This is a genomic window from Archangium violaceum, assembly GCF_016887565.1.
In the GTDB taxonomy this organism is placed as follows: Bacteria; Myxococcota; Myxococcia; order Myxococcales; family Myxococcaceae; genus Archangium; species Archangium violaceum_B.
This window is the reverse complement of the sequence record NZ_CP069396.1, coordinates 2,113,044-2,130,175: the sequence shown is the minus strand read 5'-3', so window position 1 is coordinate 2,130,175 and position 17,132 is coordinate 2,113,044. Positions and strand designations below refer to the sequence as shown.

Below are 17,132 nucleotides of genomic sequence, written 5' to 3'. Positions count from 1 at the left end.
GACTTCGCAGCGCCCGAGCCAGCCCCAGCCGAGTAATCCCAGGGGCCGCCGGAGGTGAACCCTCGCCGCTTGCCGCGAGGTTGCTGCTGGCCTCTTGGCTCCGGAAAAACGAAGGGCGCGGACCCGAGGATTTCTCCAAGGATTCCGCGCCCTTCAGATGGTCGGGGAGACAGGATTTGAACCTGCGACCCCTTGGTCCCGAACCAAGTGCTCTACCAGGCTGAGCCACTCCCCGATACGTCACTGTCCTCCGCCGGAACTGCTCTCGGGCCGTCGAAGTGGGCGGTCATGTACAAGAGCCGTCCGGCCTAGTCAACGGCCCTGGATCATCTTTTCATTCCTCGCACCCCGACCCAGGGTCACCCATGACCCAGAGGGCCTGGAAAACCCGGGTTCCGCGCTCGTAACCCATGCATTTCGCGAGGGCGTCCATCAGGAACACTGCTTGCTTGGATTCTCATCGAACGCACAGCGCAGCCTCCCCGGGGTCCCATGCTTTCTCCGGTCGTCCTCATCTCCGATGATGAGCCGCTCGTCGTGTCCGCTCTCACCCGAGAGGCCCGCCGCTCCGGCCTCTCCTCGGTGGCGGACACCACGTCCCAGAAGGTCCTGGAGCTGGCTCGGAAACACCGGCCAGCCGTCATCATCCTCGACATCCACCAGAGCCAGGATGGACGCGACCTGCTCGCCCGCCTCAAGCAGGACCCCGAGACGCGCGACTGCAAGGTCATCATCCTCAGTGGCGTGGAGGACCAGTTCACCCGCCACGTCTGCTTCGAGCTCGGCGCCGACGCCTACGAGGTGAAGCCCTTCGACCACACCTTCATGACCCGGGTGGCTCGGATGGCCGGGGTGAAGGAGACCCTCGACGCCTGAGTGTATGCTCAGGGGCGCAGCGAGCGGATGGCCGCCGCGTAGTCCTTCGAGCCGAAGACGTACGAGCCCGCCACCAGCACCGTGGCCCCGGCTTCCACCACCCGCCGCGCCGTCTCGGCGTTGATGCCGCCGTCCACCTGGATGTCCGTGGTCAGCCCCCGCGCATCCATCATGGCGCGCAGCCGACGCACCCTGTCCACCGTCCGCTCGATGAAGACCTGCCCCCCGAAACCGGGGTTCACGCTCATCAGCAGCACCATCTCCACCTCGCCCAACACCTCCTCCACCGCCGACAGCGGCGTGGCCGGGTTGAGCACCACCGCCGGCTTCGCCCCCGCATGGCGGATCTGCTGCAGCACCCGGTGCAGGTGCGTACACGCCTCCACGTGCACCGTGAGGATGTCCGCCCCCGCCTCCGCGAACGCGTCCACGTACTTCTCGGGCTCGACGATCATCAGGTGCACGTCCAGCGGCCGGGTCGCCGAGCGTCTGATCGCCTGCACGATCACCGGCCCGAGCGTGATGTTGGGCACGAAACGCCCGTCCATCACGTCCACGTGGATCCAATCCGCCCCAGCGGCCTCCACGGCCCGCACCTCCTCGGACAACCGGCCGAAATCAGAGGACAGGAGCGAGGGAGAGACGAGCACGCGGCGATTCATGGGGCCGCTTCATACCCACTTCCGCCCGGGGGTGGTACCGCCTGATTGCACGCAAGGCGGGCTTCCCGACTGTCGGCCTTTCCATGGACTCGTCCCCGGGGACCCCCCCGGGGGGCGGCGCCTCCACCTCCCGTGCTAAGAAGGGTCCTCCCAGGCCGTGCGCCGTACCTCGACGGAGCCACTCCCGGTGCTTCCACAGACCCAGCTGCCCGAACCTCCAGACCTCAACCGGCGCCTCAAGAAGCTCACGTCCATCCTGGACGTCACCAAGGCCATGAGCGCCGAGCGCGACCTGGACCTGCTGCTCCCCCTCATCCTCTACGAGGCCAGCAAGGTCGTCGAGGCCGACCGCTGCTCCCTCTTCGTGCTGGACCGCGAGCGCAACGAGCTGTGGAGCAAGGTGGCCCAGGGCTCCAAGAGTGAGATCCGTCTCCCCGTGGGCAGCGGCATCGCCGGCCAGGTCGCCCAGACGGGCGAGGTCATCAACCTCCCGGACGCCTACGCCGACGAGCGTTTCAACCGCACCTTCGACAACCTCAGCGGCTACCGCACCCAGAGCGTCCTGTGCGTCCCCATGCGCGACGCCAACGGCGACGTCACCGGCGTCATCCAGGCCCTCAACAAGCTCAGCGGCAACCCCTTCGACTCCGAGGACGAGGAGCTGCTGCTCGCCCTCGGCGCCCAGGCCGCTGGCGCCATCGAGAACGCCCTCCTCCACGAGGAGATCAACAGGCTCTTCGAGGGCTTCGTCTCCGCCTCCGTGGTCGCCATCGAGTCCCGCGACCCGACCACCGCCGGTCACTCCGGCCGCGTGGCCGACCTCACCGTGGCCATGGCCCGCGCCCTCGAGCACGTCCACACCGGCTTGTACGCCCACACGCGCTTCAGCGTCACCGAGCTCCAGGAGCTGCGCTACGCCTCGCTCCTGCACGACTTCGGCAAGGTGGGTGTGCGCGAGCCCGTGCTCGTCAAGGCCGAGAAGCTCTACCCCCACGAGATGGAGGGACTGCGCGCCCGCTTCCAGCTGGCTCGCAAGGACCTGCAGCTCCAGAGCTACCGCCGCCGGCTCTCCGCCGCGAAGCTGCGCGGTACGCACCACCTGGCGGAGATCGACGCCGAGGAGGACGAGCGCCTCGCCAAGGAGCTCAAGCAGCTCGACGAGGTGCTCGAGTTCGTCCTCACCTGCAACCGGCCCACCGTGCTCGCCCAGGGGAATTTCGAGCGGCTCCATGAGCTGCGGCATCTGCGCTTCCAGGATTCCTTCGACCAGGAGCGCCCCCTGCTGCTCGACCGGGAGATCCAGTCGCTCTCCATCGCCAAGGGCACCCTCTCCGAGGAGGAGCGCCGGGAGATCGAGAGCCACGTGGAGCACACCTACCGCTTCCTGTCCCAGATTCCCTGGACGCGCACCCTGCGCCGCGTCCCGGAGATCGCCTACGCGCACCACGAGAAGCTCGACGGCACTGGATACCCCCGCGCCATCCCCGAGCCCACCATCCCCGTGCAGTCCCGGATGATGTCCATCGCCGACATCTACGACGCACTCACCGCCAGCGATCGGCCCTACAAGAAGGCCGTGCCCCACCAGCTCGCGCTCGACATCCTCAAGCGCGAGGCCCAGAGCGGCCAGCTCGACGTCGAGCTGTACCGCATCTTCGTCGAGGCCGAGATTCCCAAGCGGGCCCTGCCGGATTTCCGCGGGTAGGAGCGCGGTAGACCCTCACCCTAGCCCTCTCCCAGAGGGAGAGGGGACCTACACGGTCGAGAACCAGGTCTGGCCCTCTCCCTCTGGGAGAGGGTCGGGGTGAGGGTTTTCCCCTGTTCCTCAGCCGCCGATGATGTGCAGCCGCAGGCTGTTGATCTTGCCCGGCTGTCCCACCGGCGCTCCGTAGACGATGACCACTCGGTCACCCTTGCGCGCCAGACCCCGCGACACCAGCTCCTCTTCCACGCGGTGCACCATCGCCTCCGTCTCCTGGATGGGCTCCAGCACCCGCGGCACCACGCCCCACAAGAGCGCCAGTCGACGGCGCACTTCCTGGTTCGGGCTGAACGCCACGATCGGCACCGGCGGCCGGTAGTGCGCCAGCAGCCGCGCCGTCACACCCGACAGCGTGAACGCCGCGATCAGCGACGCCCCCGCCTGCTTCGCCGCGTAGCACGCGCTCGCCGCGATCACGTCCGGGAAGTGCGTCGGCAGTCCCACCGGCGACTGCTGCGGCGACAGCAGGCCCTGCGCCCTCACCGTCGACTCGGCCGCGAGCACGATGCGCTCCATCATCTGCACCGACTCGATGGGGAACTTGCCACTCGCCGTCTCTCCCGACAGCATCACCGCGTCCGCCCCGTCGAACACCGCGTTGGCCACGTCGCTGGCCTCCGCTCGCGTGGGCCGCGGGTTGTCGATCATCGAGTTCAGCATCTGCGTGGCCACGATGACCGGCAGGCCTCGCATGTTGCACCGGCGCACGATGTCCTTCTGGACCGACGGCACCTCCTCGGGCGGAATCTCCACGCCCAGGTCTCCGCGCGCCACCATCACGCCGTCCGTCTTGTCCAGGATGGCGTCCAGCCGCGCGATCGCCTCCGGCTTCTCCAGCTTCGCGATGATGGGCACCGTCCGGCCCACCTCCGCCATCGCCGCGCGCGCCATGTCCAGATCCGCCGGCTGGCGCACGAAGGACAGGGCGATGAAGTCCACCCCCGCCTTGATGCCGAACACCAGATCCTCCCGGTCCTTCGGCGTCAGCGCGTCCGCGCGCACCGCCACTCCCGGCAGATTGATGCCCTTGTTGTTCTTCAGGATGCCGCCGTGGATGACCTTCGTGCGGATCAGCTGCTTCTTGTCCGTCTCGAGGACCTTCAGCTCCAACAGGCCGTCATCCAGCAGGATCCGGTCTCCCGGGTTCACGTCCGCCGCCAGGAGCGGGTACGTGGTGGACACGATCTCATCCGTGCCCTTCACGGTCTCGTCCGTGGTGATGTGGAACTCGCCACCTTCCTTCAGCTCCGTGCTGCCGGTGATGAAGCGGCCGGTGCGGATCTTCGGGCCCTGGAGGTCTCCCAGGATACCCACCGCCTTGCGGACCTTCAGGGAGGCCGCTCGCAGCTTGGCGATGTTCTCGGCGTGCTGCTCGTGGCTGCCGTGAGAGAAGTTGAGCCGGGCCACGTCCATCCCGGCTTCGATCAGGGCCTCCAGCATTTCCTGGCTCTGGCTGGCGGGACCAAGGGTGCAAACAATCTTCGCGCGTCGCATGGGCAAAGGAGAATTGGGTCGAGGCACGCGCAGGGTCAAGCAACGTCCGCACGAGGCCGTCGATCGGTAAATTGGTAAAGCAGCGGGCAGCGGGGCCGAACTCAGCCCCGCAGCAGCAGGTTCAGGTTCTCTCGCTCCCAACGCAGTGCGGCAGCGTAGAGAGGAAAGGCCTTCTCCCGGTCTCGGAATGCCCTCGGGTGGTGCACCCGGCGACCGTTGCCATTCGAGCTGGGGAAGAGCTGGTGGAGCATCTCGTGGAAGATGATGAACTCCACGAAGTAGGACGGAACTTCCGGCCTGTCCAACCCGGGGTGGATGCGGATCTCCCGCGTCTGGTGGTCGTAGACACCCAAACGGATGGACTTGCGCCGCCGCCGGGGAGGCATGCGGCCCCAGCCGATGCGCGCCTGGATGCCCCCCTGGAAATAGATGCGGTTGATCTGATCGAAGAGGACCTGCAGGTCGAAGCAGCGGCCCCGCGACTCGAGGTCCGCCTCGGCCGCGTGGCGCTCCTGGCGGATGCGCGGCTGCTGACCCCGGATGTAGTCGTCCAGCACTCCACCCGCCAGGCGGTTCCCCCGCCCCGCGTAGTCCGCCACCGCGCGCACCACCGGCTCCGGCGCGTCGAGGAACATGTGGTGCAGCCGCAGCTGCAGCACGTTGGCGCTGCGCCGGAAGGACACCATCGTCGAACGGTTGTCCGTCACCGCCAGCCGCACCGGCAGCCGCAGCTCCGCCGACAGCCGGAAGGCGAGCGCCTCGGCCCGGGCCCACAGCTCCTCCCGGGTCGCCACCGAGACGTGGGAGTGCATGTCCCGCGCTTCGGCATCCTGGTGGAAGTTCTCCGCGACTGGCACCTCCTCCTCTCGGAGGGCGGTGGACAGGCGGTTGGAGGACTCCGGCACCCGGCTGCGCACGGGCAAGGAGGCAGCGCCCTCGCGAGTGGGAGCGCGCGGGAACAGGTAGAGCTGATGTGACGGAAGGGACGGCACGCGGGGGGCATCGTACCCGCCAGCCCCCGGGACTCAAGGCCGGCGGAACCCGCCCGCCTGCCCACCGTCTGCCCGTCAACCCCGCCCGTGTGCCCTCGTCTCCTCCGTCAGCTGCTCGCCGAGCCGCTCCACCGCCTCCCGGTTCGTCCCGAAGGCGGCCAGCACCTCCTCCATCCCCTCGGCCTCCTCCACCGCGAGGCACGCCCCTCCGCCCGCTCGGGCCTCGGCCAGGTCACCGTAGCGCCCCATCTGCACGCTCCAGCTCCCGTCGGGCCAGCGCTCGAAGGGGTAGAGCCGGCAGGCCACCGGCCGCACGTCCGCGGGCAGCCCACACCCCCGCCCCTTCTCATGGAAGACGCATGCCCCCGCGCGCGTGGCCAGCGTCAGCCGCACCGGGCCCCGGCGGAAGTAGCCGCGGTACAGGGGCCGGCGCGCCTCGTAGTCCGCCGCTTCCACCTCGGAGAGGTACTCCTCGGCCAGGAAGCGCCGGGGCGCGAGCCCCGTGTGCGCGGTGATGCGCTCCACGTCCGCCCGCGTGAGGGTGGCCAGATGCTCACCCTCCTTCACCTCGCAGCACGAGGTGCCCAGCACCACCGGACAGCGGGCACACACCGGGCCCTGGGGAGACGGTCCGCTCATGTGCCGGGCGGCGCCTCGCCCCCACGTGTCTTCAACAGCCGCTCCAACCGCTCCGGCTCCACGCGCACCACCAGCGTCTTCTCCCGGGTGTAGAGCACCTGGCCGTGCGCCCCACCCTTCACCTTCTTCACGAACTTCACCGGCACCCAGCTCACCTCGCCGCGCGGCTCGCCCTTCGCGCCCGAGTGGTGCAGCGCCAGGTGCGCCGCGTCCAATAGCACCTCCTGCGAGACCTCCGCGCTCTTCTCCAGGGGGACCACCACATGGCTGCCCGGCAGCCCCCGCGCGTGCAGCCACAGGTGGTAGGGCCTCGCCACCTTGAAGGTGAGCGTGTCGTTGTCCTCGCCCCCCTTCCCCACCCAGATGCGGTGGCCCCCGTGCCCCACGTACTCCTTGAAGGGCCGGGCCTCGGGCGGGCCCTCCTCTCCGGCCGCCAGGTGCAGCACCTCCGCCTGCGCCAGCAACGAGGCCTCGTCCAGCGCCTCGAGCTGCTTGAGCGCCGCCTCCGCGTGCCCCACCTCCCGCGCCAGCTCCGCCTCGCGCTGCCGCGCGTGCTCCACTCCCCTCAGCAGGCGCCGGTACTGGTGGAAGTGCCAGTCCGCCTCCTCCTTCGGCGTCCGCTTCGGGTCCAGCTTCACCTGGACCTCCTCCATGCCCGACTCGGTATACGCGGTGAGCGTCACCTCCGTGGCGCCCCGCTTCAGACGGTAGAGGTTCTGGGTGAGCAGCTCGCCCAGCTGCCGGTGCTTCTCGGCCTCCGGGCCCCGCGCCGCCTCCGCGCGCACCTTCTCCAACGTGCGCCCCGAGCGCTTGAGGCGCGCCCGGTACGGCAGCGCCAGCCTCCGGCGGATGGCCTCCGCGCGACTCGTCTTGTCCTTCGGTCCCAGGACGCGCTCGGCCGCCTCCGCGTAGGGAGCGAAGTCCGTGGGAAGGGGCGAGAGGCGCGACGCGGCGGCCTTCGCCCGGAGGAGCGCATCGGCGGGCAGCGGCTCCGGCGACGTCCACTGCGCCCCCGGGTGCAGCGATCGCCGCTGCGCCAGCCCCTCCCCCGAGAGCATCAGCACCCGGCCGTTCTCCGTCAGCAGCAGCAACCCCCCCGGCGCGCCCAGCTCCAGCACCAGCCGCCGCCGGGTGTCCTCGCTCTGGAAGTCCAGCGTCACCACGCGCTCGGCCTCCGCCCACGTGGCGCCGGCCAGCTTGAGGCCCACCAGCTCCTGCCGCAGCCAGCGCTGGAAGGGCGCCGGCTCTCCGGGTGTGGGAAAGCGCTCCTCGGCCACCGAGAGCCGGGCGAGCTCCCCCTCCGCGCACAGGCACAGGAGGAAGGATCTGCCGGGCACCCGCATCTCCAGGTAGGCGAGGCGCGGCAGCGGGCACCAGGCCTTCTGCACCACCGCGCCGGCCAGCCGCGAGCCCACCTCCGCCACCACCTGCTCCAACTCCGAGGGACGCAGAGACACGCTGTCCTCCTGGACGAAAAAAGAAAACGGCCCGGCGGAAGTCCGCCGAGCCGTTCAAACTGCTCGAAGTTCCAGGCTGACGTCTAGCCCTCGGTGGGGGCAGCCTCGGAGGCCTTCGCCGGGCTCTTGCGACGGCTGGTCTTCTTGGCGGCGGTCTTCTTGCCAGCGGCCTTCTTCGCCGTGGCCTTCTTCGCCGTCCGAGGAGCAGCGGCCTTGCGGGTGGTCTTCTTCGCAGCGGTCTTCTTCGTCGCGGCCTTCTTCGCGGTCTTCTTCTTCGCGGCCATCTAAAGCCTCCGGTAGGTTCGACTCCACCACCACTCCATCCGAGTGGGGCCTGCACTCGCATGAGGAGTGCTTGTCATGAATGGTAGAGATGCCGTGCCAGTGTGTCAACGCATGGTGATGTAGTGCAACGCGTGGCGCGCCGATTTTTCGGCATCGCGCGCGTTCGGGACCGCGAAACGCACCTCCACTCGCACCTCCGCGGCCACCTGCCCACCATGCGCGGAGGCCGATTTTCCGGCCTCCGCCGCGTTTCCGTCCTTCGGATGCGGGCGCGAATGTCGGCTCGCGCGCACTCGACACCCGGCCGACACGCGCACGGGGCGCTTTGCGCGCGCCAGCGCAGCGCCTACCTTGCGCGCCCGCGATGAGTGCTCACGAGACGACCTTCCCGCCGGACTTCACCTTCGGCGTGGCCACCGCCGCGTACCAGGTGGAGGGTGGCATCGAGAACGACTGGGCCGAGTGGGAGCGCGCGGGGAAGCTGAAGGACCCGCACCAGCGCTGCGACCGGGCCGTGGACCACTGGAACCGCTACGAGGAGGACTACGGCCTGGCGCTGGACGTGGGGGCCACCGCCTTCCGCGTGTCGCTCGAGTGGGCCCGCATCGAGCCGGAGCGCGGGCGCGTGGATGGCGCGGTGCTCGAGGCCTACCGCGAGCGGCTGCTGCGGATGAAGGCGCGCGGCCTGCGCCCCGTGGTGACGCTGCACCACTTCACCCACCCCACCTGGTTCCACCGCGACACGCCCTGGCACCGGCCCGAGAGCGTGGAGGCCTTCCGCGCCTACGCACGCGTCTGCGCCCCTCTCTTCAAGGGGTTGGATGCACTCGTCATCTCCCTGAACGAGCCCATGGTGCTGCTGCTGGGCGGCTACCTGCAGGGCCTCATCCCCCCGGGCATCGCGGACGGGCCGAAGACGATGGCCGCCCTGGAGAACATGGTGCGCGCCCACGTGGCCGCGCGCGAGGAGCTGCTCGCGGTGCTCGGCCGGGTGGAGCTGGGCATCTCGCAGAACATGCTGGCCTTCGCGCCGGACCGCTGGTGGCACCCGATGGACCGTGCGCTCGTCCGGCTGGGCGCCCAGGCCTACAACCACGCCTTCCACGAGGCCCTGGTGTCCGGCCGGCTCCGGGTGAACATGCCCGGCATCGGCTCCACCCGGGTGGACGTCCCCGGCGCGCGCGACTCCTGCGAGTTCATCGGGATGAACTATTACACCCGCGCTCACCTGCGCTTCATCCCGCGCCCTCCCTTCATCGACTTCAAGTACCGGGACACGCGGGGCCGGGGCCTCACCGACATCGGCTGGGAGCTGTGGCCCGAGGGCTTCGGCCAGATTCTCGGCGAGCTCGGGCGCTACGGGCTGCCGGTGTGGGTGACGGAGAACGGCGTCGACGACCGCGACGGGCAGCGACGGCCGTCCTACCTGCACACCCACCTGCAACAGGTACTCGCCGCGCGAGCCCGGGGCCTGGACGTGCGCGGCTACCTCTATTGGAGCCTCCTGGACAACTTCGAGTGGCTGGAGGGCTGGGGGCCGCGCTTCGGCCTCTACCACGTCGACTTCGAGACGCTGGAGCGCCGCCCCACTCCGGCCTGCCGCTACTTCAAGGAGATCGCCACCACCCGGCGGCTCGTCCCACCCGAGGCCGTGGCTCAGCCGAGCGCCGCGCGGTAGTCGACGTCCTGCTCCTCCTCCGGGGCACTCGGGTCGAACGCGGCGGAGACGAAGAAGCGCCGCACCGAGTCGCGCACCGCCTCGGGGGAGTCGAGCTGGTTGACCTCGGAGCGGAAGGTGGCGGCCCCGCGCAGGCCGTGGGCATACCAGGCCAGGTGCTTGCGGAAGGAGCGCACCGCGCCGAGCGCATCGCCCACGAACTCCATGTGCGCGGCGAGGTGCTCGAGCACCAGCTCGCACCGCTCCTCCGGCGTGGGGGGCGGGCCCCCGTGCAGCTCGCGGAAGATCCACGGGTTGCCCAGCGCGCCGCGGCCAATCATCACGAAGTCGCACCCGGTGGTCTCCAGCATCCGGCGCGCGTCGGCGGGCGTCTTCACGTCGCCATTGCCGATGATGGGCCTGTCCGGGAAATGACGCTTGAGGTCGGCGATGACGCTCCAGTCCGCCTGGCCCGAGTAGCCCTGGGCGCGGGTGCGCGGGTGGATGGCGAGCGCGGCGCAGCCGGCCTCGAAGAGCTTCCCGGCCACCTGGAGGTAGTTGCGGGTGTGCTCGTCCCAGCCCGAGCGGATTTTACAGGTGACGGGCAGGCCGGTGGCCGCGTGGATCTCCCGCACGAGGGCCGCGCCCCGGTCCGGCTCGCACAGCAGGGCGCTGCCGGCGCCGTTCTTCGTCACCTTCTTCACCGGGCAGCCCATGTTGATGTCGATCATCTGCGCCCCGTACTGCTTGCCGATGACCGCGGCGCGCGCCATGGACTCCGGGTCGCCTCCGAAAATCTGGAGGCTGTAGGGCCGCTCCACCTCGGGGTCGAAGCGCAGGTACTTCAGGGTGCGCTGGTTGGTGCGCATGAGGCCCTGGGCGCTCACCAGCTCGGTGGGGCAGAGGGCGGCCCCCATGCGGAAGGCGATGACACGGAAGGGCCGCTCGCTCACCCCGGCCATGGGGGCGAGGATGAAGGGGTTGGGCAGCGTGTAGGGACCGATGCGGAGCATGGAGGCGGGGGAACCTAGCGGATTAGAGGGATTGTTCCAGGGCGCGGGCGATGGCCTGCGCGCCCGCCCTCCTTTGGTTAAGGTCCGCCCCATGCTGCGCTTCCGGCTCGGGGGCATCCCCGTCGACGTCCACCTCTCACACCTGCTCTTCTCCGCCCTGCTGGGCGTCCTCATGGTGCGGGACATGCCGGCGTTGAACCCGACGACGTTGGATCCGAGCACCTGGATGCTGGACCCGAGCGTCTGGCCCTACCACCAGCTCCAGTCGCCCGGAGGCCCCGGGTATGGCCGGACCGCGATGGGGGTCGCCCTCTCGTGGATGCTCATCATCTTCGTGTCGGCGCTCGTCCACGAGTCCGGCCACGCGCTGGCGCTCCGGGTGTTCGGCTACCGGCCGAGCATCGAGCTGGTCTGGCTGGGCGGCGCCACCCGGCCCAACGCCTCCGCCCCCATCCCCTGGAACAGGCTGGTGGTCGTCACCGCGGCGGGGCCCCTGTCCGGGCTGGCGCTGGGCGTGGTGGCGCTGCTCCTCCGACAATATGGGGTGTCCCCGGACGCGCAGGTGGCGCGCTTCCTGCTCGCCTGGTTCTTCGTGGCCAACCTCTTCTGGACGATCTTCAACCTCATCCCCGTCCCGACATTGGATGGGGGCACCATCGTGAGCACCCTGGCCACCCGGTTCCTCGGGAAGATGGGCTTCATGGGGGCGCAGCTGCTGGCGCTCGTGGTGTGCGTCGCGGTGGTGGCCTTCGCCGTGGTCCAACCGGCCCCCGTGCTCGGCCTGCTCTTCGGTATCTATGGATACCAGGCGCTGCGGCTGCTGATGGCCACCTCGCGCGGAGAGCTCAAGGTGTCCTCGGGCGTGGCGCCGGAGCCGCTGGTGCGGGAGCTGCAACAGGCCCAGGAGGCACTGGCCCAGGGACGGCTGGACGAGGCGCGCCAGCACGGACTCGCCGTGCTGGAGGCGGAGGCGTGCACCCTGGACCTGGCCTCGCGCGCCCACCACCTGCTGGGCTGGGTGGCCCTCAAGAACGGACAGGGCCGCACGTCGCTGGACCACTTCGCCCAGGTGCAGCGCCGGCCGGTGGAGACCCACGCCCTGGCGGCCGCCTTCTCCCTGCTGGGCGATGAGCCGCGGGCACTCTCCCTGTGGGAGCTGGCCTGGCAGGAGACGCGGGACAGGACCGTCCTGCACGAGTTCGCCGGCTCGCTCATCCGCGCCGGGCGCGTGCAGCAGGCGCTGCGGCTTCCGGGCGTGGACCCGGAGGCGGCCTTCACCTGCGCGGGGCGCACCCTCTTCATCCGCGGGGCCTACTCGGAGGCGGCCCGCATCGCCGAGGAGGGCCTCCTCCACGCCCCCGTCGCCCGCCTGGCCTACGACGCGGCGTGTGCTCATGCCCGTGCACGTCACAAGGATGACGCAATGCGCATGCTGCACCGCGCCACCTCGCTGGGTTTCCAGGATGCCGACTACGCGGCCTCCGACGAGGACCTCGCTCCTCTGCACGGCCACCTGGATTTCGAGCAGTGGCTCATGGGCCTGCACAAATCCGCGTCCGCCTGACACTGCCATGACATGAGGGGGTGTTGATGCGGGACGAGGCTGAGCAACTTCCCGCTCGGTCTGCTTCCAGCCCGAGGCTCCCGTGAACGCATCCACCTCCGCGCCCACCCGAGACGAGAAGATCAACTGGTTCGCATCCATCCCGTTCATCGGCGTGCACCTGATGTGCCTCTTCGTGTTCTACACGGGGGCCAGGCCGGTGGATGTCGCCGTATGCGTGGGCCTGTACGTCTTCCGGATGTGGGGCATCACCGCTGGCTACCACCGCTACTTCAGCCACCGCGCCTACAAGGCGGGCCGCGGCTTCCAGTTCTTCCTCGCGCTGGCGGGGACCCTGGCGACGCAGAAGGGTGTCCTCTGGTGGGCGGCGCACCACCGGCACCACCACCGCTACTCGGACCACGAGCAGGACATCCACTCGCCGCTGCAGAAGGGCTTCTGGTGGAGCCACCTGGGGTGGATCCTCTGCGACAAGTACGGTGAGACGCGCTACGACAGCATCAAGGACTTCGCGCGCTACCCGGAGCTGGTGTGGCTCAACCGGCTCTTCATCGTGCCGCCCGTGCTGCTGGCCGTGGCCCTCTTCTTCATCGGCGGCTTCTCCATGCTGGTGTGGGGCTTCTTCGTGAGCACCGTGCTGCTGTGGCACGGCACCTTCACCATCAACTCGCTCAGCCACGTGTTCGGCAAGCGCCGCTACAAGACGACGGACACCAGCAAGAACAACTGGCTGCTGGCGCTCATCACCCTGGGCGAGGGCTGGCACAACAACCACCACTTCCACCAGAACACCGCCAACCAGGGCTGGTTCTGGTGGGAGGTGGACCTGAGCTACTACTCGCTCAAGGCGCTCTCGTGGGTGGGCCTGGTGAGCGACCTGCGCACCCCGTCCGAGCAGACGAAGTACTCCTACCTGAAGTACACGGCGGAGGAGCGCGCGGCGCTCAACGCCCCGGTGAGCATCCCCTGGTTCGCCCCCGTGGCCGCCAAGAAGAAGGCCGCCGAGGAGAAGATGAAGGCCGCCGAGGAGAAGGTGCGCGAGGCCCTGGCCGCCGCGGCCGACAGCCTGCCCTCCTCCGCGCCGTCCCCCCAGGCGCTCCTCAAGCGCCAGTAGTCTCCGGGGTGGCCGGGAAGCTTCCGGGTTGGAGTAGAGTGGCCCTCCCCCGGAAGAACCGTGCCACCCCCTTCGCTGAAACCCGTTACCGCCCCCGCGCGTACCGCTGATGAACCGGCGCCCCTTCCGGCCGCCGGTGAGTCGGACGAGGTATTGATGACGCGCTTCTCCCAGGGCGACGCACGGGCCTTCGATGCCCTCTTCCAGCGCTACGCGAGGCCGATCCACGGCTACCTGGCGCGGTTGACGGGCAGCGCCGCCGCGGCGGAGGACCTGTCCCAGCAGACGTTCCTCTCGCTGGTGAAGGCGCGAGGACGCTTCCAGGAGGGCTCGCGGGTGAAGCCGTGGCTGTACGCCATCGCCACCAACGCGGCCCGGGACTGGCAGCGGCGCAAGCGGCCCGAGGACCTGACGGACGAAGGCGAGCTGCCCTCCAGCGTGCCCGTGGAGGAGCCGGCCCCCCGGGACGCGGGGCTCGAGCGCGTGGTGCAGCGGGCCCTGGCGGAGCTGCCCGAGGGCCAGCGCGTCCCCATCGTCCTGCACCGCTTCGAGGGGATGAGCTTCGCGGAGATCGCCGAGTCGATGGGACTGACGGAGTCGGCGGTGAAGGTGCGGGCCCACCGGGGCTACGCGCGGCTGCGCGAGCTGCTGGCCGCCCTGCGCGAGGAGACGAGCGGATGACCCCCGAGTGCACACGCGTCCTGGACAGTCTGGGACAGCCGCTCCCTCCGGAGCTGACCGCTCACGTGGACACGTGCGCCGAGTGCCGCGCGCTCCAGGAGGGCTTCGGCGCACTGGAGGCCATGACGCCCCCCCTGAAGGCTCCGGCGCTGGAGTCGACACGCGCGCAGGTGCTGGAGGAGCTGAAGGCCCACCCCAAGGCGACCCCCTGGTGGCACGAGGTGCTGGTGCTGGCGGGCGTGTACGTGGGGATGACGGTGCTCGGAGCACTGGGGCTCACCCGGACCCCGGCGGGCCTGTTCCGCAATGCGGCGTCCCCGTGGGTGATCCTGGGGCTGGCCGTGCTCGTGCTGCTGACGATGGTGGGTGGAGCGGTGGTGGCACTGGCGCCGACACGGCGGGTGGCCTGGGGCCTGGTGGGGACGAGCGCGGCGGTGGTGGCGCTGTCCGTGGTGCTGGGGGGCTCGGGGCTCGCGGTGAGAGACTTCCTCGCCGGGAGCATCGGGTGTATGCGGATGCACCTGCTGCTGTCGGCGCTGCCGCTGCTGGCGGCCCTGGTGGTGCTGCGGCGCTCGGCGTACAACCCGGCCCGGTCAGTGGCCGCGGGGCTCTCCGCCGGAGCGGTGGGCCTGCTGCTGCTGCACGTGCACTGTTCGGACGGCAGTGCCCCCCACCTGGTCACCTCACACGTGGGGCCCTGGTTGCTGCTGGGAGTCCTCGCCCTGCTGGTGCGGGCCCGTCTCCCCAACCAGAATCACGCCCCCTGACCTGCCAGCCACGGAGGCCCCCGCCTCCTCTCCCGCATGCAGCCCCACTGTCGAGCCCACGAGCACCTTGAAACTCCCGGGCGGGGGACGCTTAGTATGGGCTCCAATGAGTGGTGATCCCCCGCTTCGGCGTCTGGTGCAGGTCTGCCTACAAACCCTCAATCGGATCCACCTCCCGGGCCCCTCGGTGCTGCCGGTGGCCGGCGCGGTGGTGGGCCTCTACAGCGGGCTGGCGGCGGGCATCTTCTCCAACCTCATCGGGGTGATGAACGGCATCTCCTTCAGCATCGCGCGCCTGGGCAACCCGCGGTACTCGGGCCCGCATCCGCTGGCCAACGTGTGGGACGCGCTGTCCCAGACGAACTGGCACCTCGAGCACGCCATCACCGGCGCCCCGCTGGCCCTGGGCGCGCTGCTGCTCTCGCGCGTCATCGAGCCCGGTGGCCCTCGTGACGAGGTGAAGCGCCGGCTGCGCCTGCTGGCCCTGCTGGTGCTGGGCGCGCTCGCCCTCTACTACCCGCTGGTGGCGCTCACCGCGCTCAACCGCGCCTTCGGCCACGCCCACAGCATCACCGAGACCCTGCCCCATCTGCCCTGGTGGCTCTTCCTCGTGGCCCCCCCCTTGGGGGGCCTGGTGGTGGGACGGCTGCTGCGCGACTACCCGGACATCCATGGCCACGGCGTGCCCGAGGTGGTGCGCGCGGTGAAGAGCAACCAGGAGCTGTCCGGAGAGCGGGGCCTGCTGAAGCTGATCGCCAGCGCCATCACCATCGGCAGCGGAGGCTCGGCGGGACGCGAGGGCCCCATCGTCTACGGAGGCGCGGCCTTCGCCGGCACCGTGGGCCACACGCTGGGCTTCTCCCGGCGCGAGCTGGCCATCCTGCTGGCGTGCGGGGCCGGCGCGGGCATCTCCGCCTCCTTCAACGCCCCCATCGCCGGAGCCGTCTTCGCGATGGAGATCATCCTGCGCGAGTTCGAGCTGAAGGTCTTCTCGCCCATCATCCTCTCCAGTGTGGCGGGCACGCTGGTGAGCCGGGGCACCATGGGGGCGGCGCCGATGATCAACCGGCTCGACTACAAGCTGGTGAGCGGCGGCGAGGTCGTCTTCTACGCGGTGCTGGGGCTCATCTGCGGGCTCATCGCGTACGCCTTCGTGCGGCTGCTGCACCACACGGAGGACTTCTTCGGCGGGCGGGGGCGGGGGCGGCTGTCGGCGTGGCTGGGAGGGCGTCCGCTGTCGCTGCGCGCGGCCCTCGGCGGGCTGTGCGCGGGGCTGCTCGCCTTCCTCAGCCCCACCGTGTGGGGCAGCGGGCACGACTACATCAACCTGGCCGCCATCGGGCAGCTGGGCTTCTTCTTCCTCGTCACCGCCTGCGGAGTGAAGCTGGTGGCCACCGCCATCACCCTGGGCTCGGGCGGCTCGGGAGGCACCTTCTTCCCCTCGGCGGTGATGGGGGCCATGGCCGGCGGCGCCTTCGGCACCCTGGTGCACTACTTGTTCCCCCACGGCACCGGACCCAGCGGGGCCTACGCCGTGGTGGGCATGGGGGGCGCCATGGCCGCGCTCACCCGCGGGCCGCTCACCGGGATGATGATGCTCTACGAGCTGAGCGGCAATCACTCCATCATCCTGCCGCTCATGGTGACGTGCACCATCGCCTCGGCGCTCTGCCACTACCTCTCCGAGCGCAAGGCGCCCAAGGTCCAGACGGACGAGGAGCTGCTGGCCACCACCCCGGTGCGCGCGCTGATGCGTGAGCTGGAGCCCGTGCCGGCCGACATGCATCTGCGTCCCCTGATGGACCAGGTGCTCACCACCGAGAGCGGCGTGCTGCCCGTGCTCGACGGAGACGGGAAGCTGTACGGCATCGTCCAGGTGGACCAGTTCCGGGAGATCTGGCGCGACGAGGCCCTGCACCCGGCGCTCGTCGCCAGCGATGTCGCGCGCAAGGTGCCCCTGCTCACGCCCGACACGGACCTGGCCCAGGCGCTGCGCCTGATGGACCAGGAGGACGTGGACGCCCTGCCCGTGCAGGGAGCACCGGGGAGCCAGACCCATGGGCTGCTGACGCGAGCGCTCGTGCGCAGGTTCCTCTCCGCGCGCCACGCGCGACAGCACGCCCACGGGGAGCACATCGTGGCGCCCACCGAAGCCACGAACTGAGTCCG

15 protein-coding genes and 1 tRNA gene are annotated in these 17,132 nt (G+C 70.0%); 8 read left to right on the top strand and 8 right to left on the bottom strand.

All coding sequences use genetic code 11. The features are described 5' to 3' along the window. Positions 1–158: 158 nt before the first annotated feature. Positions 159–235: transfer RNA gene (locus JRI60_RS08980), tRNA-Pro, on the bottom strand. Positions 236–492: 257 nt separating this feature from the next. Between JRI60_RS08980 and JRI60_RS08975 the strand changes: the two genes are divergently transcribed. Next, positions 493–876 carry a response regulator gene (locus JRI60_RS08975; RefSeq protein ID WP_204225429.1) on the top strand — a complete coding sequence of 128 codons (384 nt, stop codon included), beginning with the start codon at positions 493–495 and terminating at the stop codon, positions 874–876. Positions 877–884: 8 nt separating this feature from the next. Here the strand turns inward: JRI60_RS08975 and rpe are convergent, their stop codons facing one another. Next, positions 885–1,538, bottom strand: a complete 654-nt coding sequence (gene rpe, locus JRI60_RS08970) for a ribulose-phosphate 3-epimerase (RefSeq protein WP_204225428.1) — start codon at positions 1,536–1,538, stop codon at positions 885–887. Between the two features lie 187 nt (positions 1,539–1,725). Between rpe and JRI60_RS08965 the strand changes: the two genes are divergently transcribed. Next, complete coding sequence (locus tag JRI60_RS08965) at positions 1,726–3,243, top strand: HD domain-containing phosphohydrolase (RefSeq protein ID WP_239470428.1); 1,518 nt, start codon at positions 1,726–1,728, stop codon at positions 3,241–3,243. Positions 3,244–3,363: 120 nt separating this feature from the next. Here the strand turns inward: JRI60_RS08965 and pyk are convergent, their stop codons facing one another. The 5 genes from pyk to JRI60_RS08940 all read right to left on the bottom strand — a co-directional run bounded on the left by pyk (position 3,364) and on the right by JRI60_RS08940 (position 8,166). Next, on the bottom strand, positions 3,364–4,794 hold the full coding sequence (pyk, locus tag JRI60_RS08960; RefSeq protein ID WP_204225427.1) for a pyruvate kinase: 1,431 nt from the start codon (positions 4,792–4,794) through the stop codon (positions 3,364–3,366). 101 nt (positions 4,795–4,895) lie between these two features. Beyond that, on the bottom strand, positions 4,896–5,786 hold the full coding sequence (locus JRI60_RS08955) for a hypothetical protein (RefSeq protein ID WP_204225426.1): 891 nt from the start codon (positions 5,784–5,786) through the stop codon (positions 4,896–4,898). Positions 5,787–5,861: 75 nt separating this feature from the next. Then, positions 5,862–6,425, bottom strand: a complete 564-nt coding sequence (locus tag JRI60_RS08950) for a YkgJ family cysteine cluster protein (protein ID WP_204225425.1) — start codon at positions 6,423–6,425, stop codon at positions 5,862–5,864. Beyond that, complete coding sequence (locus JRI60_RS08945) at positions 6,422–7,882, bottom strand: NFACT RNA binding domain-containing protein (RefSeq protein WP_204225424.1); 1,461 nt, start codon at positions 7,880–7,882, stop codon at positions 6,422–6,424. Before JRI60_RS08945 ends, JRI60_RS08950 begins: the two co-directional genes overlap by 4 nt. 83 nt (positions 7,883–7,965) lie before the next feature. After that, on the bottom strand, positions 7,966–8,166 hold the full coding sequence (locus JRI60_RS08940) for a hypothetical protein (RefSeq protein WP_204225423.1): 201 nt from the start codon (positions 8,164–8,166) through the stop codon (positions 7,966–7,968). 365 nt (positions 8,167–8,531) lie between these two features. Here JRI60_RS08940 and JRI60_RS08935 point away from each other — a divergent pair, with 365 nt between their 5' ends. Further along, positions 8,532–9,845, top strand: a complete 1,314-nt coding sequence (locus JRI60_RS08935; protein WP_204225422.1) for a glycoside hydrolase family 1 protein — start codon at positions 8,532–8,534, stop codon at positions 9,843–9,845. On the opposite strand, the gene dusB is transcribed toward JRI60_RS08935, so the two are convergent. Next, positions 9,824–10,837 carry a tRNA dihydrouridine synthase DusB gene (dusB, locus tag JRI60_RS08930; RefSeq protein ID WP_204225421.1) on the bottom strand — a complete coding sequence of 338 codons (1,014 nt, stop codon included), beginning with the start codon at positions 10,835–10,837 and terminating at the stop codon, positions 9,824–9,826. The two genes, JRI60_RS08935 and dusB, sit on opposite strands and share 22 nt — an antisense overlap. A gap of 91 nt (positions 10,838–10,928) precedes the next feature. On the opposite strand from dusB, the gene JRI60_RS08925 reads away from it, so the two are divergent. The 5 genes from JRI60_RS08925 (at position 10,929) to JRI60_RS08905 (ending at position 17,127) form a co-directional block, all read left to right on the top strand. Continuing rightward, positions 10,929–12,401 (top strand): site-2 protease family protein, encoded by a 1,473-nt coding sequence (locus JRI60_RS08925; RefSeq protein WP_204225420.1) that lies wholly within the window; start codon positions 10,929–10,931, stop codon positions 12,399–12,401. A gap of 163 nt (positions 12,402–12,564) precedes the next feature. Beyond that, positions 12,565–13,515: an acyl-CoA desaturase gene (locus JRI60_RS08920; RefSeq protein WP_204228829.1), complete on the top strand. Its 951-nt coding sequence runs from the start codon at positions 12,565–12,567 to the stop codon at positions 13,513–13,515. 156 nt (positions 13,516–13,671) lie between these two features. Beyond that, positions 13,672–14,196 (top strand): RNA polymerase sigma factor, encoded by a 525-nt coding sequence (locus tag JRI60_RS08915; protein WP_204225419.1) that lies wholly within the window; start codon positions 13,672–13,674, stop codon positions 14,194–14,196. Next, entirely contained in the window at positions 14,193–14,963 is a 771-nt protein-coding gene (locus tag JRI60_RS08910) for an NrsF family protein (RefSeq protein WP_204225418.1), read from the top strand. The genes JRI60_RS08915 and JRI60_RS08910 overlap by 4 nt, the downstream gene beginning before the upstream one ends. A gap of 106 nt (positions 14,964–15,069) precedes the next feature. Then, positions 15,070–17,127: a chloride channel protein gene (locus JRI60_RS08905; RefSeq protein ID WP_204225417.1), complete on the top strand. Its 2,058-nt coding sequence runs from the start codon at positions 15,070–15,072 to the stop codon at positions 17,125–17,127. Positions 17,128–17,132: the final 5 nt, after the last annotated feature.